The sequence below is a fragment of the Novosphingobium sp. genome, assembly GCF_965229225.1.
Lineage (GTDB): Bacteria > Pseudomonadota > Alphaproteobacteria > Sphingomonadales > Sphingomonadaceae > Novosphingobium.
In genome coordinates, this window is sequence record NZ_OZ245867.1 from 4,464,006 (window position 1) to 4,487,693 (window position 23,688).

The 23,688-nt window shown below is 65.6% G+C and carries 21 protein-coding genes; 10 read left to right on the forward strand and 11 right to left on the reverse strand.

Annotated elements, in window-relative coordinates; genetic code table 11:
* From ACO06X_RS20930 to ACO06X_RS20945, 4 genes are read right to left on the reverse strand one after another with little or no spacing between them, the layout of a single operon-like run.
* A complete protein-coding gene (locus ACO06X_RS20930) occupies nt 1-792 on the reverse strand; it encodes a hypothetical protein (protein ID WP_421837948.1) in 792 nt (263 codons plus the stop codon).
* Nucleotides 789-1,553 carry a hypothetical protein gene (locus ACO06X_RS20935; protein WP_421837949.1) on the reverse strand — a complete coding sequence of 255 codons (765 nt, stop codon included), beginning with the start codon at nt 1,551-1,553 and terminating at the stop codon, nt 789-791. The genes ACO06X_RS20930 and ACO06X_RS20935 overlap by 4 nt, the downstream gene beginning before the upstream one ends.
* The gene (locus ACO06X_RS20940; protein ID WP_421837950.1) at nt 1,550-2,050 is read right to left on the reverse strand and encodes a phage tail protein; all 501 of its coding nucleotides are present in this window, start codon (nt 2,048-2,050) and stop codon (nt 1,550-1,552) included. Before ACO06X_RS20940 ends, ACO06X_RS20935 begins: the two co-directional genes overlap by 4 nt.
* Before the next feature lie 22 nt (nt 2,051-2,072).
* Nucleotides 2,073-4,532 (reverse strand): phage tail sheath family protein, encoded by a 2,460-nt coding sequence (locus ACO06X_RS20945; protein ID WP_421837951.1) that lies wholly within the window; start codon nt 4,530-4,532, stop codon nt 2,073-2,075.
* Between the two features lie 511 nt (nt 4,533-5,043).
* Here ACO06X_RS20945 and ACO06X_RS20950 point away from each other — a divergent pair.
* A complete protein-coding gene (locus ACO06X_RS20950) occupies nt 5,044-6,570 on the forward strand; it encodes an acyl-CoA carboxylase subunit beta (RefSeq protein WP_421837952.1) in 1,527 nt (508 codons plus the stop codon).
* On the opposite strand, the gene ACO06X_RS20955 is transcribed toward ACO06X_RS20950, so the two are convergent.
* Nucleotides 6,567-7,439, reverse strand: a complete 873-nt coding sequence (locus ACO06X_RS20955) for a LysR family transcriptional regulator (RefSeq protein WP_421837953.1) — start codon at nt 7,437-7,439, stop codon at nt 6,567-6,569. The two genes, ACO06X_RS20950 and ACO06X_RS20955, sit on opposite strands and share 4 nt — an antisense overlap.
* 99 nt (nt 7,440-7,538) lie before the next feature.
* Between ACO06X_RS20955 and ACO06X_RS20960 the strand changes: the two genes are divergently transcribed.
* Both ACO06X_RS20960 and ACO06X_RS20965 read left to right on the forward strand, forming a co-directional pair.
* Complete coding sequence (locus ACO06X_RS20960; protein WP_421837954.1) at nt 7,539-8,543, forward strand: zinc-dependent alcohol dehydrogenase family protein; 1,005 nt, start codon at nt 7,539-7,541, stop codon at nt 8,541-8,543.
* A gap of 10 nt (nt 8,544-8,553) precedes the next feature.
* A complete protein-coding gene (locus tag ACO06X_RS20965; protein WP_421837955.1) occupies nt 8,554-9,447 on the forward strand; it encodes an oxidoreductase in 894 nt (297 codons plus the stop codon).
* A gap of 56 nt (nt 9,448-9,503) precedes the next feature.
* Here the strand turns inward: ACO06X_RS20965 and ACO06X_RS20970 are convergent, their stop codons facing one another.
* Nucleotides 9,504-10,247: an SDR family NAD(P)-dependent oxidoreductase gene (locus ACO06X_RS20970; RefSeq protein ID WP_421837956.1), complete on the reverse strand. Its 744-nt coding sequence runs from the start codon at nt 10,245-10,247 to the stop codon at nt 9,504-9,506.
* Between the two features lie 114 nt (nt 10,248-10,361).
* On the opposite strand from ACO06X_RS20970, the gene ACO06X_RS20975 reads away from it, so the two are divergent.
* Complete coding sequence (locus ACO06X_RS20975; protein ID WP_421837957.1) at nt 10,362-10,721, forward strand: helix-turn-helix domain-containing protein; 360 nt, start codon at nt 10,362-10,364, stop codon at nt 10,719-10,721.
* A 21-nt stretch (nt 10,722-10,742) separates the two neighbouring features.
* Here ACO06X_RS20975 and ACO06X_RS20980 read toward each other — a convergent pair whose 3' ends face one another.
* Genes ACO06X_RS20980 through ACO06X_RS21000 form a run of 5 tightly spaced genes read right to left on the reverse strand, consistent with a single transcriptional unit; the run spans nt 10,743 to nt 17,105 of the window.
* Entirely contained in the window at nt 10,743-11,393 is a 651-nt protein-coding gene (locus ACO06X_RS20980) for a TetR/AcrR family transcriptional regulator (RefSeq protein WP_421837958.1), read from the reverse strand.
* 8 nt (nt 11,394-11,401) lie between these two features.
* Nucleotides 11,402-13,033 carry a long-chain-fatty-acid--CoA ligase gene (locus ACO06X_RS20985; RefSeq protein ID WP_421837959.1) on the reverse strand — a complete coding sequence of 544 codons (1,632 nt, stop codon included), beginning with the start codon at nt 13,031-13,033 and terminating at the stop codon, nt 11,402-11,404.
* A gap of 11 nt (nt 13,034-13,044) precedes the next feature.
* Complete coding sequence (locus ACO06X_RS20990) at nt 13,045-14,073, reverse strand: phosphotransferase family protein (RefSeq protein ID WP_421837960.1); 1,029 nt, start codon at nt 14,071-14,073, stop codon at nt 13,045-13,047.
* Nucleotides 14,061-14,804, reverse strand: a complete 744-nt coding sequence (locus ACO06X_RS20995) for an SDR family NAD(P)-dependent oxidoreductase (protein ID WP_298174033.1) — start codon at nt 14,802-14,804, stop codon at nt 14,061-14,063. Before ACO06X_RS20995 ends, ACO06X_RS20990 begins: the two co-directional genes overlap by 13 nt.
* Before the next feature lie 18 nt (nt 14,805-14,822).
* Nucleotides 14,823-17,105, reverse strand: a complete 2,283-nt coding sequence (locus tag ACO06X_RS21000; RefSeq protein WP_421837961.1) for a TonB-dependent receptor — start codon at nt 17,103-17,105, stop codon at nt 14,823-14,825.
* Between the two features lie 338 nt (nt 17,106-17,443).
* Here ACO06X_RS21000 and ACO06X_RS21005 point away from each other — a divergent pair, with 338 nt between their 5' ends.
* The 6 genes from ACO06X_RS21005 (at nt 17,444) to ACO06X_RS21030 (ending at nt 23,688) form a co-directional block, all read left to right on the forward strand.
* Complete coding sequence (locus ACO06X_RS21005) at nt 17,444-18,199, forward strand: SDR family NAD(P)-dependent oxidoreductase (RefSeq protein WP_421837962.1); 756 nt, start codon at nt 17,444-17,446, stop codon at nt 18,197-18,199.
* Between the two features lie 19 nt (nt 18,200-18,218).
* Nucleotides 18,219-19,523 carry an acyl-CoA dehydrogenase family protein gene (locus tag ACO06X_RS21010; protein ID WP_421837963.1) on the forward strand — a complete coding sequence of 435 codons (1,305 nt, stop codon included), beginning with the start codon at nt 18,219-18,221 and terminating at the stop codon, nt 19,521-19,523.
* Entirely contained in the window at nt 19,523-19,984 is a 462-nt protein-coding gene (locus ACO06X_RS21015) for a nuclear transport factor 2 family protein (protein WP_421837964.1), read from the forward strand. Before ACO06X_RS21010 ends, ACO06X_RS21015 begins: the two co-directional genes overlap by 1 nt.
* A gap of 26 nt (nt 19,985-20,010) precedes the next feature.
* Nucleotides 20,011-20,814, forward strand: a complete 804-nt coding sequence (locus ACO06X_RS21020) for an alpha/beta fold hydrolase (RefSeq protein ID WP_421837965.1) — start codon at nt 20,011-20,013, stop codon at nt 20,812-20,814.
* Between the two features lie 23 nt (nt 20,815-20,837).
* Entirely contained in the window at nt 20,838-21,947 is a 1,110-nt protein-coding gene (locus tag ACO06X_RS21025; protein ID WP_421837966.1) for an NADH:flavin oxidoreductase, read from the forward strand.
* Nucleotides 21,948-22,026: 79 nt separating this feature from the next.
* Complete coding sequence (locus ACO06X_RS21030) at nt 22,027-23,688, forward strand: flavin-containing monooxygenase (protein ID WP_421837967.1); 1,662 nt, start codon at nt 22,027-22,029, stop codon at nt 23,686-23,688.

The window sequence follows — 23,688 nt, forward strand, 5'->3', positions numbered from 1 at the left end:
TCAGCCTTGTCCGATCCCGAAGCGCAGGATGCCGAGGCTGTGGGCCAGATCGCTGCGCGGTGCGGCGGCCGAGGCGACGGCGACGACGCGGGCAGTGCCTGCGACCTCAATGGGCGACGGAGCAGGCTTGCGAGCGGCTTCAGCCTTTACTGGATGGGCTTTGGGCTCTGCCACCGAGGCAGGGCGCGCGGCGGTTGCGGAAGGGGCTCGCGGCAGAGGGGCTGCCGGGGGCTTTGGCGGAACCAGCGCGCGCGTGGGCGGTTGCGGGGCAGGCGGCAGGGGAGCTGCCAACGGGGTGACCCGCACGGTCTGGGCTTTGGCAGGCGCGGCTTGCTGGCCGGTCTGCGCTGGTTGTGCGCTGGGCATAACCGGGCCTGCCGCGCGCGCTGGTGACCGGCCGATGTCCGGTGCGATCTGGTTGAAGAACGCATCAGCCACCGCCAGCGGATCGGGCGGAGCAACCGATTGTGCGGCAGCAGCTGGCGTGGCGGCTGGCGCATCCGGTGCAACTGCCGGGGCACTGGGTGAGGTGCTCTCGGGCAGAAGCGATACCGGCAGGCTTGGCCTGAGCGGCGATGCAGGCGGATCAGACAACTGCGCCATCGGCTCGTCTGCCCGGACAGCTGTGCGGTGCTCAGGCGGAAAGGCGGCAGCAGCTGGCGGTCTGGCCGCAACCGGCGGCGTTTCCTCAGGCAGCCACGCGGCGACTTGCGCAAAAGGATCGAACAGCGCTTCGCCGCCTGATCGCGGCACGGCTGCTGCGCGGCTGAGCAGGCGCTCGCGGTAGTTCATGCGCCGCCCCCCAGCCGGAGCGCAAAGGCGCGCCGCACACCGCGCGGCAGGCCAAGGATTTCGGAAAGCCCCCAGTGGTAGCCGCTGGCAAGCTCGTGGACCTCGCCGAGAACCGCCTCGCGTTCGTCCAGCAGGCGTTGGAGGGTGAAGGTCTGGATATCGAACCGCGCCAGCGCCGGGTGGCCGCACTCGGCGCAAGGGGCCTCGAGATCCACGTCGAGCAGCGGCGCCAATGCATCGAGCCGTTCGTCGAGGTCGGCGGGGTCTTCGCCGTGATCGCCGAGCATGGCGGCGGCGAGCAGCGCCAGACCGGCCTCGCGCCCGCCCAGCGCTGCGGCATCCTCCGCCTCCGCATCCGGCAACTGGATGACCGCACCAGCGCTATCCTGAACCGTCCGCAAGGCGATCACGGTGCCGGGCGCGCGGGTGCTTTCGATCTGCTGCTGCAGTTCGGAAAGCGTGAACGAGAGATCGTAGGGCGCCGCACAAGCGGGGCATTCGAGCGAGGAGACGATGCGATCACCCCACAGCCCCCGATGCAGCACCGCCAGCAGCCTGTCGCGGTCGCTGGCTGAAAGCGCGGCAACGGCACCCGGCGGATCGGCCAGCCGGGCAAGCAGCCGGGCCGCCGCGCGCGTGTCGACGCCATCGAGCGAGAGTTCGTCGTGGCCGGTCGGCTCACGCAGGCGAAGAGTTTGTGGTTCCGGAAAGCTGGCGCGCGGGATCACGCGCTCGGCCCACGCGCGCGTGCCCACGGTCATGTCTCGGCAGGTTCGGCAACATCGAGATCGCGCACCCAGCCTTCGTTCTGGATGACGATGTGTTCGAACGCCACGGCGTGCCCGTTGGCATCGAGCTCGGGCAGGGCCTGATACTCGGAAACCCAGCAGCGGAAGACCTTGTAGGTCTTGGCGATCACCCCCTGCTCGTTGAGCAGTTCGATGAGGATATCCTTGCGAAAGCCCTTGAGTGTCTGAACGATGCCGCCTTCGACCGTGTAGACCTTGTTCGCCCAGTCCTCGAATTCGAGATCGTAGGTGACCCCGCGCTCGAGCGTGATCGGCTCGAATTTCCAGACCGAGGGCGAATGGCGCGAGGTGCTGGCATCGCCGCCTTCGCGGTGGGAGACGATCTCGGTGCTGCGCTTGAGCGCGGAGACCTTCGATACCCCCGCGACATAGCGTCCATCCCATTTCACACGGAATTTCATGTTCTTGTAGGGATCGAACCGGTGCGTATTTACGGGAAACTGGACCATTGAAAGACCCTTTCGGAAGGTGTCAGACCTGGATCTGTCCGGCCATCTGCTGCAGCGTCAGCACGACGAACTCGGCAGGCTTCAGCGGGGCGAAACCAACGACGATGTTGACGATGCCGAGGTTCCGGTCGTTCTGGGTGGTCGTGCTGGCATCGCACTTCACGAAGTAGGCATCCCTGGGCGACTGCCCCTGGAAGGCCCCCTGGCGGAACAGGTTGTTCATGAACGCGCCCACGTTCAGCCGGATCTGCGCCCAGAGCGATTCATCGTTGGGTTCGAACACGACCCATTTGACGCCGCGGTAGAGGCTCTCCTCGATGTAGAGCGCCAGCCGCCGGATCGGCACGTATTTGTATTCGGAGGCGAAGCCATCGTCGCCGTCCATGGTGCGGGCGCCCCAGTTGACGATGCCGTTGGGGAAGACGCGGATGGTGTTGATGCCCTTGGGGTTCATCACCCCGTTTTCGCCATCGGTGAACCGGTACTGGACCCCGGTCACCCCGCGCAGATCGGCCTCGGTCCCGGCGGGTGCTTTCCACACGCCGCGCGCGGCATCGATCCGCGCCATCAGGCCCGCGATCGCGCCGCTTGGCCCCACGAACACGTCCTTGCCCGCCTCGGTGATCTTGAGGTTCGGGTAGAACACCGCCGCGTAGTCCTTGACGAGGCCGATGCGCAGTGTGTCGACGCCGACCGTCGGTCCTGCGGCTTTCTGGGAATCGGTCCAGTCGGACGGCGGATCCATGATCAGGAACGCGCGGCGGCGCTGGCAGAAGATGCTGGCCGGCCCCCACAGGGCGCGGCTGGTTGCATCGGAATGGCCCGAATCCTTCGGCAGCACGAGCAGATTGAACAAGTCGATCTCGCGGTCGGCCGTCTGATAGGCGCGCTCGTAGTCTGCCGCGCTGGGCGGTCCACCGTTGATCCCGGCAACGACGCCCGCCTGGAATGCGCCGCCGGCGCTGCCGAGGCTGTAGTACCGGGTGTTCTGGTTGAAGCTGGCGCCGATGTCGGTCCCCGAAGTGGTTACGGCCGCCGAAAGGATGTCTGGGCCGCTGACCGGCAGGATCGCGAGACGCGAACCCCAGACCTCTGCCGTCCAGGGAAACAGGGGATTGGCCGCTCGCATGCCCTGGATGGCGGCGGCGATGAGCCCCAGTTTCTCGCGTACGCCGTCCGAAACCGGATCGGGAGGCGCGGCCGGTTTGGCGCTGTTGCGGTCCTGGAAGAAGCGGGGATCGGCGATGGGCAAGGCGGGCGCCGCCACGGCTGTCGGCGTGGTCGCGAGCAGGGGGCCGAGCGGCACGTCGACTCCGCCGATGGTGATCTTGCCCAGTGCGGTGCCGCCGGTCTGCTTGAGTTCGGCAAAGGCGATCGCATTTGTTCCGGCGGCGTGGTTGGGCGCGAACACGATGCCGCTGGGCGCGGGCCGGCTGGCCGCCCAGCGCGAGACTTCCGCGCCGCCCTGCGCGGTTCCCAGCATGAGCGCGGCGGCAATGTCGCTCGCCGGGTTCGGGCCGGGGAAGATCTTCACGTCACCATTGGCCGATGCGATGCGCAGCAGCTTGGTCGTCTGATTGTTCTCGCCGGTTTGCCCGGCAGGTCCGGTCTCCAGGGTGACCGTCACCACTGACGGGCTCACCCGCGCGTTGATGAGCGCGGCAAGCGCGGTGCGGATGTTCGTCTGGATCGTCGCGGGGTTGAGCAGCGGGGCGACAGTGAAATCGAGATCGCCCAGATCGACCAGCTGCGCCGGCCCGCCATCGACCGAAATGCGGAACTGGAAGTTGGTGCGGGATGCCGTCTTGCCGAACAGCGCGATGAGCTCGTTGCGCAGGATGGCGTTCGATGCCGCAGCGATGGGACGCCCCCCTTGCGAGAAGCCGGGGCCGCCCGGTGCAGCACTGGAATCGACCGCGGTGACGAGCTGCGATTGCTGGGTCAGGATGTCGGCTGCATAGCGCGGGCTGGCCGGGTTCATGCTGAGGCCGACGTAGTATTCGCCATCGACCCTGGTATCCGCGCCGGTGCTGCTTCTGGCCCAGCGGAACACTTCCATGTTGAAGGTCGCCTCCGGATCGCCGGTGCCATAGCTGACGCCGATGCGGATATCGTTGCCCAGCGCGCCGGGGGACCGCGCGGTGATATCGAGCGACGGCAGCTTGCTTTCGGTCAGCAGCTGGACCTTGGCCGCCTTGACCGTCTTGGCGCCCATTTCGTCGGCGATGCGCGAGACGTAGCACTGGGTTCCGCCGTTCTGGAAAAACAGCCGGACGGCGCGGGCGAGATCGCCGCCAGCGTTCTGGCTGGTGAACGCGCGCTCGAAATCCTCGATGCTTAGGCACTGGATCGGATCGTAGAGCGGGCCTTTCAGCGCGCGCCCGACAAAGAGGCCTATCGACGTGCCCACGCCGGTTATCGTTCTGACACCGCTGGGAATTTCCTGAACGTAAACACCGGGATAGGTGAGGCTGACGGGCATGGCGCGCTTCCTTGCAAGTCCGGGCGGTGCTGACCGTTTCTGGCGCACCCGAGGGTTATCGGCCGATGGATGATCGGTCGAAGCAAAAGGAGACAGTAAACTCCAAAAACAGGCATGTTATCGGAGAGTAAAAAGGGCTGATTACCGGTACTAATCCGGCAAAATAGGGGCAATCAGATGAAGTTCGCCGACAAGACGCCTCGACCCCCGGAGCCATCACATACGGCGATCCCGTTGGCGAAATATGTGGCGAAACCGCTGAAAATGTGCGTTTTTTGCTTCGTTCCTCGAAGGAACGTTGTTCGACCCGTATTCGAACCGTGTCAAAATATGTGATTTTTTGCAGGAGTGTCAACTGTAGATCGTCGCGTAAAAAACACAGTCTATCCGCGAATACTATAGGTTAACTCGTAATAAACTACACATTTGTAACCTGGCGACTCGAATCGATGAGTACCCCTTTCCCGTCGCTGCGGGACATGCCACATCGCTTGGCGGGAGAGACCAAGCGATGACCTGGCAAGCCGAAATCGATGAATTGCGCCGCCGCGAGGCCATGGCCGAGAAGATGGGCGGGGCCGAAAAGGTCGCGCGCCAGCATCGGCGGGGCAAGCTTGATGCGCGGGCGCGGATTGCGGGGCTCGTCGATGCCGGGTCCTTTCGCGAGATTGGCAAGATCGCCGGCAAGGGGCACTACAATGCTGCGGGCGACCTGACCGACCTCAGCGCTTCGAACCTGATCTTCGGCCGCGCCGACATCGAAGGCCGCCCGGTGGTCGCCTCCGCCGATGATTTCACCGTGCGCGGCGGGGCTGCAGATGCTGCCATCCACCGCAAGTTCACGCAGTGCGAAAAGATGGCCCACACCTTGGGCATTCCGATCATCCGCATGATCGACGGAACCGGCGGCGGCGGCTCGGTGCGTACGCTGGAGGAAATCGGCGCGACATACGTGCCGGCGGTCCCCGGCTGGTCCGATGTGATCCGCAACCTCGATACGGTGCCGGTGGTTGCCCTCGCGCTCGGGCCGACAGCGGGGCTGGGCGCTGCGCGCGTGGTGGCGAGCCACTATTCACTGATGGTGAAAGGGCTCTCGCAGCTCTTTGCCGCCGGACCGGCGGTGGTCGAGGCGCTGGGTGAGGCGAGCGACAAGGAAAGCCTGGGCGGCAGTGCGATCCACACCCGCAACGGCGTGGTGGACGACGAAGTGGCGAGCGAAGCCGAGGCGTTCCAGCGCGCCCGCCGTTTCCTCTCCTACCTGCCGGGCCGCGTCGGCCAGCCTGCCCCGCGCACCAAGCCGCGCGACCGCATCGATCGCCGCGAGGAGTTCCTCCTCTCCGCCGTCCCGCGCGATTCCAGGCAGGTCTATTCGATGCGCAAGGTGGCCGAAGCCGTGGCCGACAAGGGCAGCGTGTTTGAAATGGGCCGCCAGTGGGGCCGCGCCGCGATCACCGCCTTTGCCCGGTTCGACGGCTGGCCGGTGGCGCTGCTCGCCAGCGATCCCTCGTTCCTCGGCGGATCGTGGGAAGCCCGCACGTCCGAGAAGGTCGAGCGCTTCGTCAAGCTGGCAGACCAGTTCCGCCTGCCGATCGTCCATCTCGTCGACAATCCCGGTTTCATGATCGGCCTGGCCGCCGAAACCAGCGGCACGATCCGCTATGGCGTGCAGGCGATGAACGCGATCTACCGCGCGACGGTCCCGCTCGCTTCGGTCATCGTGCGGCGCGCCTATGGCATCGCGGGGAGCGCGATGAGCAATGCGGACGAGTTCCAGTACCGCTTCGCCTGGCCTTCGGGCGACTGGGGCAGCTTGCCGATCGAGGGCGGGATCGAAGTGGCCTACAAGTCCGAGCTCGAACAGGCCGAGGACCCAGCCGCGCATCTCGCCGCGATCCGCGAGCGGCTGAACAGGGTCCGCTCGCCCTTCCGCACCGCCGAGCGCTATGCCGTGGAGGACATCATCGATCCGCGCGACACGCGCCCGCTGCTGTGCGAATTTGCCGAACTGGCATGGGCGAGACTGGGCACCGCAAGCTAGCGGTGCGTCGCTAGACGCTCCAGCACGAGATCCAGCAGCGCGCGCAGGCGCGGCTGGCGTTTCATGTCGCGGTGATAGCCGAGCCAGGTGTCCCGCGTGGGCGGCACGGGCCCAAGGTCCACAGCCTCGATCCCCGGCGTGGCCTGCCCGAGGGGTATGGGCAACACGGCGAGCCCCACGCCCAATGCACAGAGCTGTGCCTGCATGTCGCGGCTATTGCTCCGTGCGGCAATCCGTGCGCCCGGCAGCGCCTGCATCAACCAATCGACATCGGGCATTGCGCTGAAGGCGGTATCCATCACGACCACCGGCCAGGCCCTGCCATCGCCCGCCACGGGCTTCGCGCTGCCGGCTTGCGTATAGACGGCATAGCGCATCGTTATCAGCCGCCGTGCGATCACCTCGGGCTCGTCGAACCCGGTGATACGGAACACCAGATCGGCCTCGCGCCGCGCAAGGCTGTAGACCCGCGCATCGGTGAGCGTTTCGACCACGACGCCCGGATGCCGCCGGTGGAATTCCGCGAGCACGGGCGCGAGCACGATCCGCCCGAACCAGTCGGAGCAGGTCAGCCGCAACATGCCCTCCAGCCCTGCTTCGCTCCCCGCCAGTTCGCGCGCCAGTGCCTGCGCTTCGGCCTCCATCCGCTCGGCGTGGCGCAGCATGACCGCGCCGTCGTCGGTGAGGACGAAGCCATCGCTGCTGCGCTGGAACAGCGTGAGACCGATCGCTTCCTCAAGCGCGCGCAGCCGCCGCCCCATCGTGGGCTGCGATTGCCCGATCCGCCGCGCGGCGCGGCCAAGCGTGCCCTCGCGCGCGATGGCGAGGAACACCGGCAGATCGCTCCATTCGAGAGGGGGTGTCGGCATCGCCTGGTCCATTCAAAACTGAATGAATATCATGCATTCATTTGGATTTCAGTTCAAGACTGAAGCGGCCATCCTCGGGCCATCACGAGGAGAAAGACCATGTCCCACAATACCATGCTCGCTGCCATCGTCGAAACCGCCGATGGTCCCTTCATCATCCGTGAAATCGCGCGCCCGGTCCCGGCCAGCCGACAAGTGCTGGTGCGCGTGCAGGCCAGCGGCACCAATCCGCTCGATGCCAAGATCCGCGCCGGGCAGGCCGCCCACGCCCGTCAGGCCTTGCCCGCCGTGCTCGGCATGGACCTTGCCGGTGTGGTCGAAAAGGTCGGCAGCGGCGTTTCGGGCTTTGCGCCCGGCGACGAAGTCTACGGCTTCACCGGCGGAGTGGCCGGGATGCAGGGCTCGCAGGCCCAGTATGTCGCGGCCGATGCGCGGCTGCTGGCGCACAAGCCCGCCAATCTGACAATGCGCGAAGCGGCGGTGCTGCCGCTGGTGGTGATCACTGCCTGGGAAGGTCTGATCGACCGGGCCGGGATCCGCCCGGGGCAGACGGTGCTCGTGCTGGGCGGCGCTGGTGGGGTTGGCCATGTCGCAGTGCAGATCGCGCTGGCCCACGGTGCGAAGGTCTATGCCACTGCGTTCCGCCATGATCATGAGTATCTGCGGGGCCTCGGCGCGGTGCCGATCGACGCGGAGCAGCCGGTCGAGGACTTTGTTGCCGAGCACACCGGCGGCGCGGGCTTCGATGTCGTCTATGATACCGGCGGCGGGGCGCTGCTCGATGCCGCGTTCAAGGCGGTTCGGCGGCTGGGCCACGTGGTCAGCTGCCTCGGCTGGGGCACGCATCCGCTGGCGCCGCTTTCGTTCAAGCAGGCGACCTATTCGGGCGTTTTCACGCTCCACGCGCTGCTGGCGGATGAAGGCCGCGCCCATTTCGGCAAGATCCTGGAATCCGCCGCTGCCCTTGCCGAAGGCGGGCAACTGCTTCCCCGGCTCGATCCGCGCAGCTTCACGCTGGCCGAAGCGGCCGCTGCTTACGACGCCGTGCTGGGTCGCAATGGCGCCGAACGCCAGCGCGGCAAGATCGCCATCTCGATTGATTGAGGAAGAGACCATGACCACTCAAAACCAAGCCCCCAACTCTGGCCCCAACTCTGGCCCCAACACCGATAAAGTCTGGCTCATCACCGGCGCCTCCTCCGGTTTTGGCCGGATCCTTGCCGAACTGGCGCTGGCACGCGGCGATGCCGTTGTCGCCGCAGCCCGCAATCCCGATGCACTTGCCGACCTTGGCGAGCGCTATCCGCAGCACCTCATGCCCTTTGCACTGGATGTGACCGACCGCCATGACCCGGCCGCTGCCGTCGCCGCCATCGAGGAACGGTTCGGGCGGCTCGACGTGCTAGTCAACAATGCCGGTTTCGGCCTGATCGGCGCGGTTGAGGAACTGGAGCCGCACGAATATCGCCCGATGTTCGAGACCAACCTGTTCGGCCTGATCGAGACCACCCGCGCCGCGCTGCCGCTGATGCGGCGCAGTGGGGGCGGCCGTATCGTGAACCTGTCGTCGGTCGGCGGCTTCACCGGCCGGCAGGGTTTCGGCCTCTACAACGCCAGCAAGTTCGCGGTCGAAGGCCTCTCCGAAGCGCTTGCGGAGGAAGTCGCACCGTTCGGGATCAAGGTGATCATCGTCGAGCCCGGCGCGTTCTGCACGGCCTTTCTGGGCCGCTCGATCACCGCTGGGGCGACGCGCCTGGCTGCATACGAGCCAACCAGCGGTGCGACCCGCGATTTCAGCGCCGCCAACAACGGCGCGCAGCCCGGAGATCCGGCACGCGGCATGGCGCTGCTGATGCAGGCCATTCTGGCCGAAGCACCCCCGCTGCGCCTGCCACTGGGTCGTGATGCGCTGGCGCGGATCGATCGCAAGCTGGCGATGGTTGCGGCCGATATCGCGCCTTGGCGGTCACGCTCGGAAGCCACCGCGTTTGATGGTTCGCCTTCATGAGAAGGAGCTTTCAACACGGTACGGGGGAGGCGGCTGATCCGCCGCCTCCCTTAGCCTCAAATGAAGTAGCCGCCCGAGACTTCGATGCGCTGGGCGTTGACCCAAGCCATTTCCGGCCCGAGCAGCGCGGCAACCACGCCCGAAATGTCCTCCACTTCGCCGACCCGGGCAAGCGCGGTCTCGCGCTCGACCATCGTCACGAACTCGGCAGGAATGCCCCCCGCAAGCCCGGTGTGGACGGCGCCGGGCGCGACGGTGTTGACGCGGATGCCGCGCGGGCCAAACTCCTTGGCCATGTAGCGGGTGAGCGTCTCCAGCCCGCCCTTGAACGCGGCATAGGGCGCGACGCCCACGCTGGCGACGCGAGTGGTCGCGCTGCCGATGTTCACGATCGAACCGCCGTGGGCAAAGAGCGGCAGCAGCGCCTGGGTCAGGAAGAACGGACCTTTGAGGTGGACGCGATAAAGCGCATCGAAGGCCTCCTCGCTGAAGGTTTCGATAGGCTCGAATCCGCCTTCACCGGCATTGTTGACCAGCGCGCCGAGGGCGCTGGCGCCCCAGCGATCGGCAAGCAGGCTGCGCACTTCATCGCGAAACGCGGCGAAAGTATCGCTGCGTGCCACATCAAGATAGAGCGCGGCTGCTTCACCGCCGTCCTCTGCGATCTGCCGCACGAGGGCCTGGGCTTCGTCCTTGCCAGTGCGGTAGGTGGCGATGACGGCCATCCCTTTCGCGGCGCAGGCACGGGCAATATCGCGGCCAATGCCGCGGCTGGCGCCTGTGATGATAACGGTCTGCATGGGGATTGCTCCAACGATTGTCTGTCGCTGGTCAGTACCCGGCCGGCCATGCACCTGTCTTTGTGCGATCCCGCTCGGGATTTGCACGATCGTGCCTCAGTTGGCCGGCAAGCCATGGCGCTCGTCCCCGATCCGATGCAAGCGCGCATCGGCCGCGCGATCGCATACATCTGCCGCCATTTCGCGCGGTCCATCGCGGTCGCGGACCTGGCGGACATCGCCGCGCTCAGCAAGTCTGCGTTCCACCGCCAGTTCAAGGCAGCGACAGGGCTGAGCCCGGTCCAGTTCCAGAAGCGGCTGCGCCTGCTGCGCGCCCGCTCGGCGCTAATCAGAGCAGGCGGTAGCGTGGCCGAGGCTGGCCACGCGGTGGGATTTGACAGTGTCGCGCAGTTCACCCGCGACTATGCGCGGTTCTTTGGCCTCCCGCCAGCCAAGGACCGCAACCGCATCCGGCGGGCGTTGCTCGGCGCATGACTTCCAGCTGCGCCTCTTCCGTCAGCTCGCGGTTCGCCGCAGCATGCTGATCGTGTTGTCGCGGTAGTGCTGCATGAGGGTGTGCAGGTTGATCGCGGAAGGATTGGCCAGCCACTGGTAGACGAGGCCGAAGATGAACGCGCTGAATTCCACCGCAAAGCTTTCCGGATCGACGCCGGGGCGCACTTCGCCATCGCTGATCGCCTGCGCCAGCCAGCGCGCCGTATCCTTGCGATAGGCGATGTGGTTGGCGGCAAGCCGGCGGCGAACCAGCGGGTAGCTGCTGATCGATTCAAACCACAGGATATACATCGCCTGCATCTGCTTGGTGCGGTTGAGCAGGAAGAACTCCACCGCATCGAGCGCGCCTTCGATGGCAGCAAGCCCGGTGTTTTTCCCGACGAAGCGGCGCAGCTCTGCCGCCCACTTCTCGTTGAAGTCGCGCACCAGGAAGCCGAACAGCGTTTCCTTCGAACCGAAGCGATTGCTGGCAAGACCGCGGCTGTAGCCGGCACGTTCGCCCACTTCCTTGAGCGTGGTGTTGTGCGTGCCATGCTCGCAGATGAGGTGCATGGCCGCCTCGAACATGCGCGCGTCCGAAAGCGCGGTGCGTTCGCCCTGGGTCAGCCTCGGGCGCTCGACCGGAAGTTCGCCGGGAGGGGAGATATTCACGTTCAAACCTAGTCTCCGGAGGTGAACCCAGTTTCCACGATGACAGTCATCCCTCCGGCTTCGAACTGCTCCCTGAGTGTCTTCTTGTCGAACTTGCCGACACTGGTCCTCGGGATGAAGTCCGCATGTGCCCAATACTCGGGTATCATGAATCTGGCAAACCGCTCCCTGAGGCCGGCACGCAATGCGGCGGGGACAACTTGTGAACCGGCTTGGGCGACCACGACCGCGAGCGGGCGTTCCTCCCAGCGCGGATCGGGGATCGCGAAGACGGCGACCTCGGCAACGCCGGGCAGCGCTGCAATCGCGTTCTCGAGATCGGCCGAGGAAATCCACTCACCGCCCGACTTGATGAGGTCCTTGGCGCGGTCCGTCACCTCGACAAAGCCGAGCGCATCGATCCGGCCGACATCGCCGGTCCGCAGCCAGCCATCGGCGGTGAGGCGGGTATCCTCCGGCGCCTCGTGCAGATAGCCGCCGGTCACCCATGGTCCGCGCAGTTGAAGGTGGCCCATGGCCTTGCCGTCTTCGGGAAGCGGGCGATCCTCGTCATCGACGATCCGCACATGCATGCCGGGGACGGGCCGCCCGGCTTTGGCGCGCCATGGGGTCTCGCCCTCAGGGCCGGTTTCGCGCGGGGGGAACGAGAGGACGCACATCGGGCTCGTCTCGGTCATGCCCCAGCCTTGCACGACATCGACGCCCCATGCCGCCTTCACCCGCTCGATCAGGCTGGCCGAGACCGCCGAGCCGCCCGAGACGATGGTGCGGAACGAGGACAGGTCGAGCGGCGCTTTGGCGTGGGCCTGCAGCAGATCGTTGAGGATCGTGGGCACCGCGGCCATCAATGTCGGGCGTTCTTGCGCGATGAGGCGGGCAAGATGCGCGCTCTGGAGGTGCGGGCCGGGCAGGATCAGGTCGCTGCCCGCAAGCCAGCCCGAATAGGGCATGCCCCAGGCATTGGCGTGGAACATCGGCGGGACCATCAGGATGCGGTCGCGGTTGGAAATCGCGAAGGTATCCGCCGCCATCGAGGCGAGGCTGTGGAGCCAGACCGAGCGGTGCGAATAGGCGACGCCCTTGGGCAGGCCGGTGGTGCCCGATGTGTAGCAGATCGCCGCCGCGTCGGTCTCGACGAGCTGCGGCCATGCCCGCATCGGCGCGGCGTTGGCGATCAGGTCCTCATAGGAGTGAATCTTGCCGGCAAATCCTTCGATGCCTGCCGGGGCATCGCCGACGACAATGACGTGAGCGAGCGCCGGGCATTCGCCGAGTACCGGCGCGACGGCATCGAGCAGCACGGCATCGACAAGCAGCGCGCGGTCTGCGGCGTGGTTCATGATGTAGCGGATCTGCTCCGCCGGCAGCCGCACGTTCAGTGTATGGAGCACCGCGCCCATGGCCGGGACCGCGAGATAGGCTTCAAGGTGTGCGGGCGAGTTCCAGCAATAGGTCGCGACCGGCTCTCCCGCTGGCAGACCCAGCGCCGCCAGCGCACCGGCCAGATGGCGCGCGCGGACGGCAGTTTCGGCAAAGCTGCGCGTCCGGGTGGCGGTGCCGTCGAATGAGATTACGTGGCTCCGGCCGAACAGGCGTTCGCCGCGATCGAAGATCATCTGCGTCGAAAGCGGATGATCCATCATCGTTGCCTTCACCGCGCTTTCCCCTGTTCGAGAATTGCCGCAGCTTCGCGCAGCAGGGCGGGCACATCACGTTCGAGGCCGCGCGAATAGGCGGTGTCGACCTTGCCGCGCGCGTGGAGCACCCATGCCCCTTCGACGATGGCGGCAAGGCGCCATGCGGCGAATACGATGTAGTAATCGATGTGGTCGTGGTCGAAGCCCGTCACGGCGGACCAATGCTCGGCCAGTGCGCGCGCTGGGAGGGCGCCTGGCCGGTTGGTCAGGCCCTGCACGAAAGGAAAGCCGCGCTCGGCCTCAGGGTCGCGCTGCCAGAAGAACAGGCAGAGCCCCAGATCGACGAGCGGATCGCCCAAGGTCGCCATCTCCCAATCGAGGATGACGCGCAGCTCGGGCCGGTCAGGCGCGACAAGGCAATTGTCGAGGTGGTAATCGCAGTGGATCACGCTGGCCCTGCTGCTGGCGGGCTGGTTGGCAAGGAGCCATGCGCCGATCTCCTCCATCAGCGGAAGATCGCGCACGCGGTCCGCGGCGCGCACCTTGAGCCAGCGTTCGACCTGCCGCTGCACGAAGCCTTCGGGCCGCGCGAAATCGGGCGGGAGAATGGTGCGCCAATCCACCGCATGGACGCGGCCAATGCCTTCGACCATGGCGAGGCCGAGCCGGTTCACCGTCTCGTCGGTATCGGGCCAGCCGGCGGGAAGCTGCTCGGTGAGCGCGACGCCATCCACCCATTCGGTAACGGCGAACGGCTGGCCGATGATCGCGGGATCGCCGCACCACGCCACCGCTTTGGGCACGGGCGCAAGCCCCGCCAACGCTGAGATGACGCGGTACTCGCGCTCGATCCCGGCGGCGGCCTTGTCCGAGATCACGTTGACCGGCGGATGGCGCAGCACGAGCCGGCCTTCGCGGCTTTCGATCAGGCGGGTGACATTGGAATTGCCGCCGGCGAGCACCGGGCCTGGCGCGATGTCCGCGCGCCCGGTTGCTTCGGCCAGCCATGCCTGCAGGCGCCTTTCGGCGTCTACAGGTTGCACATCAGGCCTCCGTCGGTGAACACGACGGACCCGGTCATGTAAGGTGCGTTCGCGACCCACCAGCACACATCGGCCATTTCCTCGACCGTGCCCATGCGCTGGAGCGGAATGCGGCTGATGATGGCCTTGCGCGCGCGCTCGGAAATGGTCGCGGTCATTTCGGTCATGACGAAGCCGGGCACGACCATGTTGACCCGGATCTGCCGCCGGGCGAGCTCCACGGCAAGCACGCGGGTGAGGCCGGTGAGGCCGGCCTTGGAAGCCCCGTAGCAGCTATCGCCCGGAAATCCCCTGAAGCCGACCACCGCACCCACGTTCACCACCGATCCGCCTGCGGGCATCAGCCCGGCCAGCGCACGGATCATCCGCATCGGGGCGGTGAGATTGGTGGCGAGCGTCGCTTCCCAGTCCTCGTCCGCGATCCGGTCGAGCCCGCCGCCGCGGTGCAGGCCGGCATTGTTGACAAGCACATCGAGCCCGCCCCACCGCGCATCGACCTCGGCGGCAATGCGCGCGACGTCTTCAGCCTTGGTCACGTCTGCGGAAATGCCGAAGACGTCTCCGCCGATCGCCGCCGCGATCCCGGCAATGCCACGATCGCGGCCGACGATGCAGACCCGCTCGCCCCGGCTGGCGGCAAGCGCGGCAACCGCGTGGCCAATGCCGCGCGATGCCCCGGTCACCAGCCAGCGGCGGGCTTCTGGCCCGGTGGGTGCAGGAACCTCAACCATTTTGCCTGCTGCTCCGGATCAGAACGTCTGCGTCACGGCAACGCCCCACGAACGCGGCGGACGCGCGGCGCCGTAGCTCCAGACGCCCTGGACGTCGTAGCCGATGGTCCAGCCGTTCTCGTCGATCAGGTTCTTGCCGAAGACGCTGATCATGGTCTTGTTGATCTTGTAGCTGATCGAGGCGTCGAGCATGTTTTGCCCGCCGTTGCGCAAGTTGGGGTTGTTGAGGAAGGTCAGCTCGTGCGCGCCGATATGGTGCAGTTCAGCATTCACCATCAGCGTGCCGGGGCCGACATTGTTTTCATAGGATGCGCGCAGATCCCAGGTCCACTTCGGCGCGCGGCGGATCTTGAGGAACGTTGCATCGACCGGCGTGCCGGTGCTGTAGATGTCCCCGAAGAAGTCCTTGTACTTGGCATCGAGGTAACCAAGGTTGCCGCCGATGGTGAAGTTGGAGGTGACCCGCGCGGTCAGATCCAGTTCTACGCCCTTGAGATCGGCCTTGGAGGCGTTGATCGTGCGGTTTTCGCGCCCTGTCGAGGTGCCGGGGGCCGGCACGTCGAGATCCTGCTGCATGTCCTTGTACTTCATCATGTAGAACGCGCCGTTGAGGCGGACCCGGTCATTCAGGAACTGGGTCTTGAAGCCCAGCTCGTAGTTGTCGAGCGTTTCGGGGTTGTAGGGCGTGGTGGCAGCGCCGATCGTGGCGGGGCGACCGTTGAACCCGCCGCCGCGATAGCCGCGCGACCACAGCGCGTAAGTCATTACCTCGGGCGTGAAGTTGTAGCTGAGGCTGACCTTGGGGGTGAACTTCGACCAGCTCGCCTGGATCGGTGTCGGCATCACGATGTTGACCCCGGCCACCGGCGGGAGCGTGACGATCGGGTTCTTCTCTTCCAGCGTGCCATAGATGAAGATCGTCTTGTCGTTCACCTGCGTGGTCTTGGTGTCATGGGTGTAGCGCCCGCCGACGGTGAGCTTGAGCTTGTCGGTGAACTTGTAGTCGCCTTCGAAGTAACCGGCCCATGACTTGGTCGTCTGCGTCACGTCCTGCGCGCTGGTGAGCAGCGGCGGGCCGGCAAAGCCGATGTAGTTCTTGAGGTTGATCGTGTACTTGGAGAACCACTGGTAGCCGCCGAGCACGAAGGTGAGCGGGCCGTTGCCGCCCATGATGAGGCGGGCCTCATTGGTCACCTGCCGCCAGCGGGCGGGACGATCGGTGTGGTAGAGCGTCTGCGGGGTGGAATCGAAGTCCTGATTGATCGATTCCTTGGTCTTCAGGTATCCGAGGATATACTCGAAATCGAGGTTGCTGCCGAGCTCGTACTTCAGTTTGCCGATCGCCATGTCGAGCTGAAAGCGGGCGCTCTTGTCGACTGGCGCATTGCTGACGCTGACATAGCGGTCACCCGTGATCGGCTGGTCGGGCTTGGGCGAGCAGTAGCTGTAGGCCGCGCAGAACAGGTCGGTCGGCTTGGCCAGCGCCGAAAGCTGCGGCGGGTCCTGCCGGGTGAGCTGGTGATCATAGCTCAGGCTGATTTCCAGCGCCGGGGTGGGGGTGAGCAGCAGCTGGCCGCCGATGGCGCGGAAATCGGACTTCTGCCCGGGCTGGTTGAAGGTCTTGTTGAAGATGTAGCCGTCGGACGAGTTGTAAGCACCGGAGACCTTGAAGGCGACATTGGGCGCAAGGCCCATGCTGACGACGCCCTGGAAATCGAAGGTGTCGAAGCTGGAGTAGGTGCCGCGCACCTTGCCGGTCAGTTCCTGCGTCGGGCGCGAACGCGCGAGGTTGATCACACCGCCGGTGGCGTTGCGGCCAAACAGCGTGCCCTGTGGTCCGCGCAGCACCTCGACGCGGTCCACGTCGATGGCCTTCAGCAGGCTGCCCGAGCTTTGGCCGAGGTAGATATCGTCGATCACCACGCCGACGGCGGGATCGACCGACTTCTCCACGTCGGCCACGCCGATGCCGCGGATGTAGATGGCAGCCACGCCGCCCGGGCCCTGCTGGGTATCGTCGATCAGCACGTTGGGCGCGGAGTTGGCAAAGTCGCGGACGTCGGAATCGAAGCGCTTGGCCAGATCGGTCGCGCCAAGGGCGCTGATCGAGGAGGACACGCTTTGCAGGTTTTCCGTCCGCTTGCGCGCGGTCACCACGATCGCTTCAAGCCCCTCACTCGGTTCGCTTGTGCTTGCGTCGCTGGCACCCGCCTGCTGGGCGTGAACCTCGCCCGCAACCAGTCCGGCGGCTGAAATGGACGCCGCCAGAAGCGCGCGCATTGCCTTTACCGACATGCTCATCCCGTCTCTCCCTCTCATGCCCCGCTCTTTCGGCGTGGCCCCATTATCCTCGGCGGCTTCGTCCTTTTGGTCTGCGCTTGCGGGCGGGGCATTCCCCCTCCTGTCGCGCAGCGGACCTCACTGCCTGTGTTGGGTCTATCAAACTTGCTATACCCAAACAAGTTATATTGCGGTGGGAATACCCGTTTGAATCCGCAGCGCTTTGACATTGCCTTGCATTTATGGGGAATATGCGCGGATTGTGCCGGTCTGCAACCAGTCGGGCGTCGCAAATTTTGCTTGTCTGAAACTAGTAAGTGTGGTCCACAAGGTGCCATAACGAACAAGGGAGAGGTCCGATGAGCGGCAGACTCGAGGGCAAGGTGGCACTCATTTCCGGCGGAGCGAGCGGACTCGGCGAGGCCCAGGCCATGCTCTATGCCCGCGAAGGCGCGCGCGTGCTGATCGGCGATCTTCAGGAAGGGCTTGGCGCCAGCGTCGTCGCAAAGATCAAGGATGCGGGCGGCGAGGCTGCCTTCACCCGGCTCGACGTGACCGACCTTGCCAGCTGGCAGGCTGCGGTGGCGCTGACGGTGGAGACCTTCGGCAAGCTGACGACGCTGGTGAACAACGCCGGCATCTTCCACCCCGGCGGAATTGTGGACGAAACGCCCGAAGGCTGGGCGAAGATGGTCGCGGTCAACCAGACCGGCGTGTTCTACGGCATGAAGGCAGGCGCGCCCGAACTGGTGAAGGCCGGCTCTGGCTCTGCCATTGTCAACATTTCCTCGCTCTACGGCCTCATCGGCAGCCCCGGCGCGATCAGTTACCATGCCTCCAAGGCCGCCGTGCGCGTGATGGGCAAGGGCGCCGCGCTCGAGTTCGTGAAGCAGGGCGTGCGGGTCAACACGATTTTCCCCGGCCAGATCCGCACGCCGATCCTGGGCGATATCACGCCCGAACAGGACGCCGCGATCAAGGCCTCGATCCCGATGGGCGTGGTCGGCGAACCGATGGACATTGCCCATGCCTCGCTGTTCCTTGCCTCCGACGAGGCGCGCTACATGACGGGCGCGGAACTGTGGGTCGATGGGGGCTGGTATGCAGGTTGCTGAAAAGGTGAGCATTTAAGCGATGGCGTGGGATTTTTCGACCGAACCCGAGTTTACCGAGAAGCTCGACTGGATGCGCGATTTCGTGAAGCGCGAGATCGAGCCGATGGACCTTGTGTTCCGCGGTCCCGGCGATCCGTTCGATCCGCGCTCCAAGGCGCGCCGGATCATGAAGCCGCTGCAGCAGGTGGTGAAGGACAAGGGCCTGTGGGCCTGCCATCTGGGGCCGGACCTCGGCGGGCAGGGCTATGGCCAACTGCACCTTGGGCTGATGAACGAGATCCTCGGCCGCAGCCGCTTTGCGCCCACCGTGTTCGGCACGCAGGCGCCTGATACCGGCAATGCCGAAATCCTCGCGCGCTTCGGCACCGAGGAACAGAAGGCGCGCTATCTCCAGCCGCTGCTCGATGGCGATATCGTCTCGTGCTTTTCGATGACCGAGCCGCAGGCGGGCGCCGATCCGGGCGAATTCCTCTGCCGCGCGCGCGCCGATGGCGATGACTGGGTGATCGAGGGCGAGAAGTGGTTTGCCAGCCACGCCGACATGTCCGAGTTCCTCATCGTGATGTGCATCACCGATCCCGACGTGGCAGTGCATGCGGGCTCCAGCACCATCATCGTGCCGCGTGACGCGCCGGGGCTGGAGATCGTGCGCAACACGGCTGTCGGACCCAAGGACGAGATTGGCAGCGGGGTGCACGGCTACTTGCGTTTCAACCAGTGCCGCGTGCCGCTGGCCAACACGCTTGGCACGGTTGGCGGCGGCTTCAACGTCGCGCAGTCGCGCCTTGGCGGCGGGCGCATCCACCATGCCATGCGCACGGTGGGGATGCTCAACAAGGCGCTCGACATGATGTGCGAGCGCGCCGTCAGCCGCGTGACCAAGGGCGAGCGGCTGGCCGACAAGCAGATGGTGCAGGAGCGCATAGCCGACAGCTACACCCAGATCACCCAGTTCCGCCTGCATGTGCTCTATGCCGCGTGGCTGCTTGATCAGGACAAGGGCTATACCCACCGTGTTCGGCGCGAGATTTCAGCGATCAAGGCGGCGATGCCGGGGGTGCTGCGCGATGTCGTCTACCGCGCGCTGCACCTCCACGGCTCGCTCGGCATGTCGAATGAAACGCCGCTGATGGACATGTGGCAGTACGTGCCGGAAATGGGGATCGTCGACGGGCCGACCGAAGTGCACAAGGTCTCGGTCGCCAAGGACATCCTGCGCCGCGTCGATCCGGCGCCCGGCCAGTGGCCGACCTATTTCGTTCCCCATACGCGCGAAGCTGCGCTGGCGAAGTTTGCGCCCTATCTTGAAGAGGATGACGAGTGATGGCGACAACGCTCGAACAGCGCCTTGATCTGCTGGAATCCCGGCTCGCGCTGCAAGACCTGGCCTCCGACTATTGCCTCGGTTTCGACAAGCGCGACATGGGGCGCTTTCTCGCAATCTGGTGGCCAGACGCGGTGTGGGAAATCGGCCCACCGTTCGGCGATTTCGTGGGCCACGAAGGCGTAGTCCATGCGGTGGAGGACATTCTCTGGCCGGCGTGGAAGGATTCGACCCACTACACCACCAACCTGCGGGTGACGCCGGATAGCGCTGACGTGATGACGGGCATCTGCGACGTCTATTGCATCGGCAACAGCATCGAAGGCCAGGCGCAGTCGGTGGCGGCGACCTATCGTGACCGCTTCGAGCGGCGCGACGGCGTGTGGAAGATCGCGCGCCGCAAAGTGACCATGCAGCATTTCAGCCCGCTGACGGGCATAACGCTTTCCGCACCGCAATAGCGGGCGGCCAATCCGGGAGAGAGATGATGGCGCGGTTTGATTGCGGCGAAGGCCGATCGGTCTACTATGAACACCATCGCGGCGCCGGCATGCCGGTTGTCCTCATTCACGGCTGGGCGATGTCCGGCCGGCTTTGGGCGGGCACGGTCGAGGTACTGAAAGCGGCGGGCCATGCGTTGATCGTGGTCGATCACCGGGGCTGCGGCCAGTCCGACCGCGATTTCGATGATGTTTCGATTGCCGCGATCGCGGGCGATGTCGCGGGCATCGTACGGCACTGCACCAGCAAGCCGGTCGTGCTCAACGGCTGGTCGCTGGGCGGAGCCGTGGCGGTAGAAGCGGCTGGCCTGCTGGGCGCGGGATGCGCGGGCGTGGTGCTGACCTGCGGCGCGGCGCCACGCTTCATTCGCAGCGATGATTTTCCCTATGGCGGCGAGCCGGGCTCGCTCGAAGCGACGAAGGAAGCGCTGGGCGGCGACCGCGCGGCCTTCTTCCGCGGCCTTGCCGGCGGCGTCTGCGCCAAGCCGGTGAGCGAAGCCATGGTCGACTGGATGTGGGCCGCTTTCATCGACAGCGGGCCGGGCGTGATCGAATCTCTGATGGATCTGGGCCGCGTGGACCAGTGCGCGGCGCTCAAGGCGCTGCCGGTGCCGTTGCTGTCCATCGTCGGCGGCGCGGATGCAATCCTCGATCCGGGCGTGGGCAAGGCGGCTGCGGAAATGGCGCCGCACGGCACGCTCGCGCTGATCGAAGGCTGCGGTCATGCGCCCTTCATCGAGGATGCCGAGGCGTACAACAGCGCGCTCCGCGATTTCCTGGCCAAGCTCTGACCTGAGGCGAGATGACCAAAATGATGTCACTTGATCCGTTTTTCACGCCGTTTGACTGCAAGTCGCTGCATCTGGCCAACCGCTTCCTGATGGCGCCGATGTCGCGTTATTTCGCGCCGGGCGGCATTCTTTCGCAGGAATCGGCAGACTACTACCGCCGCCGCATCGAAGGCGGGGTGGCCGCCGTGATCACCGAGGGCGTGGCTGTAGACCGGCCCTGCGCTGTCGCAGCCGATACGGTGCCCGCCTTCCACGGCGAGGAAGGCCTTGCCGCCTGGGCGCGCGCCACCGCCGGTGTCCAACGCGCGGGCGGGGCGATGATCCCGCAGCTCTGGCATGTCGGCGGGTGCGAGGACTTCAACTGGCCGGATTCGCCCCATCCGCCGCTCGAAAGCCCCTCAGGCCTTGTCGGGCCGGATATTCCGGGCGGACGCGTGATGACGTCCAGCGATATCGACGAAGTGATCGCCTCCTTCGCGCGCGGCGCCCTCGATGCGCAGCGCATGGGCTGCGATGCGGTCGAGCTTCACGGCGCACATGGCTACCTGTTCGACCAGTTCTTCTGGACGGCGACGAACAAGCGCGATGACCGCTATGGCGGCGATGACATTGCCCAGCGCGGGCGCTTTGCCGCCGATTGCGTGGCGGCAGTGCGCGCGGCAGTCGGGCCGGACTTCACCATCATCTTCCGCATCTCGCAGTGGAAGACCTACCAGTATGACGCCAAGATCGCACGGGATCCGGGCGAGCTGGAGCGCTGGGTCGCGCCGCTCTCGGACGCCGGGGTGGATATCTTCCACTGCTCCGAACGGCGCTTTTGGGAAGCGGCCTTCCCCGAAGAGGATGATCGCAACCTTGCCGGGTGGACCAAGCACATCACCGCCAAGCCGACGATCACCGTGGGTTCGGTCGGGCTCGACCGCGATCTGATGGAGGATTTCGTCGCGGGGGAATCCGTGCCGACGCTCAAATCCATGGACGAGCTGGTGCGGCGCTTCGAGCGCGGGGACTTCGATCTGGTCGCCGTGGGCCGCGCGCTGCTGGCCGATCCGAACTGGCTGCAGAAAGTGCGCGCCGGTGCGGTGGACGAGCTGAAGCCTTATTCGAAGGCCTGCATGGAAACACTCTACTGAACACGCAGGATTGCCCTGCAACACACTGATTTTGAACCTATCGCGGCTGCATGCGATGGCCGCAAGGAGAGGATGACCGATGACCACCACCACCATTGCCCCAGAGGCTGGGGCGGCTTCCGCAACCACCGGAGCCGACCGGCCGGACTTCGACGCCATCGCCATCGGTGCGGGCTTTGCCGGTATCGCCCTTATCCACTACCTGCGCGAGGCAGGGCTTTCGATCCGCGTGTTCGACCGCGCCTCGGACGTGGGCGGGACCTGGGCGTGGAACCGCTATCCGGGCGCTGCGACAGACAGCGAGAGCTACTACTACTGCCTGACCTTCTCGAAGGAGATCCTGCAGGAGTGGAAGTGGACCCAGCGCTATCCGGGCCGCGCCGAGACGCAGGCCTACATGCGCTACGTCGTCGACAAGTGCGACATGATGCCGCACATCCAGCTGAACACCGAGATCACCGAGGCGCGCTTTCTGGCGGACAAGGGCTGGTGGCAGGTCACCACCGGGACCGGAGAATCGTTTACCTGCAAATACTTCATCAGCGGAATGGGCATGATTTCTCAGCCCGAGATTCCTGCGCTCAAGGGCCTCGACAGCTTCAAGGGGCCGATCTTTCACTCCTCGCGCTGGCCGGAAGGCCTTGATTATGCCGGCAAGCGCGTCGGCGTGATCGGCGCAGGCGCGACGTCGGTGCAGATGGTGCCCGAACTCGCCAAGACCGCCGCCGACGTGACGGTGTTCCAGCGCACGCCCAACTACATCCTCCCCGCCATGCAGCGCCCGATGACGCCGGAGTGGGAGAAGGAGATCAAGGACAACTACGACGCGATCATCGCCAAGTGCCGCAACCACGTGTTCGGCATGGCTTTCGACAGCCCGGTGGGGCGCAACGTGCTCGATGCGACCCCCGAGGAGCGCGAGCGCATCTTCGAGGAGAACTGGAACGGCAGCTTCCGCTGGGTGTTCGAGACCTTCGACGATCTCCTCGCCAGCCCCGAGGCCAACAAGCTTGCCGGCGATTTCATCACGAGCAAGATGAAGGCGCGGGTCAACGATCCCGAGCTCGCCGAGCTGCTCTGCCCGACCTATGACGACTACCCGCTCTTCGCCAAGCGGCCGCCGCTCGATCACGGCTATCTCGAAGCATTCAACCGCGACAACGTCCACCTCGTCGATATCAAGAAGCGCGAGCCTCTGGTCGAAGTGACCGAAACCGGGGTGCGCACGACGGCGAAGGACTACGATTTCGACATCATCGTGCTGGCGACAGGCTTCAAGGCCTATACCGGCGCGCTGGAAGCCTTCCCGATCATCGGTGCCAGTGGCGAGACGCTGAACGAGAAGTGGGGCACGGTTTCGGGCAGCATCATGGGCGTTTGCGTGGCGGACTTCCCCAATATGTTCATGGTCACCGGCCCGCAGGCGCCCTTTGCCAACCTGCCGACCTCGATCGAGCAGAATGTCATCTGGATCACCGCCTGCATCCGCAAGATGGAGCATGAGGGCCATGCCACGTTCTGGCCCAAGGCCGAGGCCGAGGCTGCCTGGACCAAGCAGACCGCCGACATCCACGCACAGACACTGATGGCGCAGGGCGACAAGGTCAATTCGTGGATGATGGGCGCCAACCGTGCCGACAAGGGCGCGCGCGTGCTGATCTACTTCGGCGGCGCGAACTTCTATTACGACGCGATGGACCAGTCGGCAGCGGCAGGCTTTCCGGAGCTCGAGTTCCGCTGA

Bases quoted from the DNA above. Each gene is read 5' to 3' on its own strand.
- ACO06X_RS20960 (WP_421837954.1), top strand. From the start codon at position 7,539: ATGTCCCACAATACCATGCTCGCTGCCATCGTCGAAACCGCCGATGGT.
- ACO06X_RS21010 (WP_421837963.1), top strand. From the start codon at position 18,219: ATGGCGTGGGATTTTTCGACCGAACCCGAGTTTACCGAGAAGCTCGAC.
- ACO06X_RS20940 (WP_421837950.1), bottom strand. From the start codon at position 2,050: ATGGTCCAGTTTCCCGTAAATACGCACCGGTTCGATCCCTACAAGAAC.
- ACO06X_RS21030 (WP_421837967.1), top strand. From the start codon at position 22,027: ATGACCACCACCACCATTGCCCCAGAGGCTGGGGCGGCTTCCGCAACC.
- ACO06X_RS20930 (WP_421837948.1), bottom strand. From the start codon at position 792: ATGAACTACCGCGAGCGCCTGCTCAGCCGCGCAGCAGCCGTGCCGCGA.
- ACO06X_RS21000 (WP_421837961.1), bottom strand. From the start codon at position 17,105: ATGAGCATGTCGGTAAAGGCAATGCGCGCGCTTCTGGCGGCGTCCATT.
- ACO06X_RS20950 (WP_421837952.1), top strand. From the start codon at position 5,044: ATGACCTGGCAAGCCGAAATCGATGAATTGCGCCGCCGCGAGGCCATG.
- ACO06X_RS21015 (WP_421837964.1), top strand. From the start codon at position 19,523: ATGGCGACAACGCTCGAACAGCGCCTTGATCTGCTGGAATCCCGGCTC.
- ACO06X_RS20975 (WP_421837957.1), top strand. From the start codon at position 10,362: ATGGCGCTCGTCCCCGATCCGATGCAAGCGCGCATCGGCCGCGCGATC.
- ACO06X_RS21005 (WP_421837962.1), top strand. From the start codon at position 17,444: ATGAGCGGCAGACTCGAGGGCAAGGTGGCACTCATTTCCGGCGGAGCG.
- ACO06X_RS21020 (WP_421837965.1), top strand. From the start codon at position 20,011: ATGGCGCGGTTTGATTGCGGCGAAGGCCGATCGGTCTACTATGAACAC.
- ACO06X_RS20995 (WP_298174033.1), bottom strand. From the start codon at position 14,804: ATGGTTGAGGTTCCTGCACCCACCGGGCCAGAAGCCCGCCGCTGGCTG.
- ACO06X_RS20955 (WP_421837953.1), bottom strand. From the start codon at position 7,439: ATGCCGACACCCCCTCTCGAATGGAGCGATCTGCCGGTGTTCCTCGCC.
- ACO06X_RS21025 (WP_421837966.1), top strand. From the start codon at position 20,838: ATGTCACTTGATCCGTTTTTCACGCCGTTTGACTGCAAGTCGCTGCAT.
- ACO06X_RS20970 (WP_421837956.1), bottom strand. From the start codon at position 10,247: ATGCAGACCGTTATCATCACAGGCGCCAGCCGCGGCATTGGCCGCGAT.
- ACO06X_RS20945 (WP_421837951.1), bottom strand. From the start codon at position 4,532: ATGCCCGTCAGCCTCACCTATCCCGGTGTTTACGTTCAGGAAATTCCC.
- ACO06X_RS20985 (WP_421837959.1), bottom strand. From the start codon at position 13,033: ATGGATCATCCGCTTTCGACGCAGATGATCTTCGATCGCGGCGAACGC.
- ACO06X_RS20935 (WP_421837949.1), bottom strand. From the start codon at position 1,553: ATGACCGTGGGCACGCGCGCGTGGGCCGAGCGCGTGATCCCGCGCGCC.
- ACO06X_RS20965 (WP_421837955.1), top strand. From the start codon at position 8,554: ATGACCACTCAAAACCAAGCCCCCAACTCTGGCCCCAACTCTGGCCCC.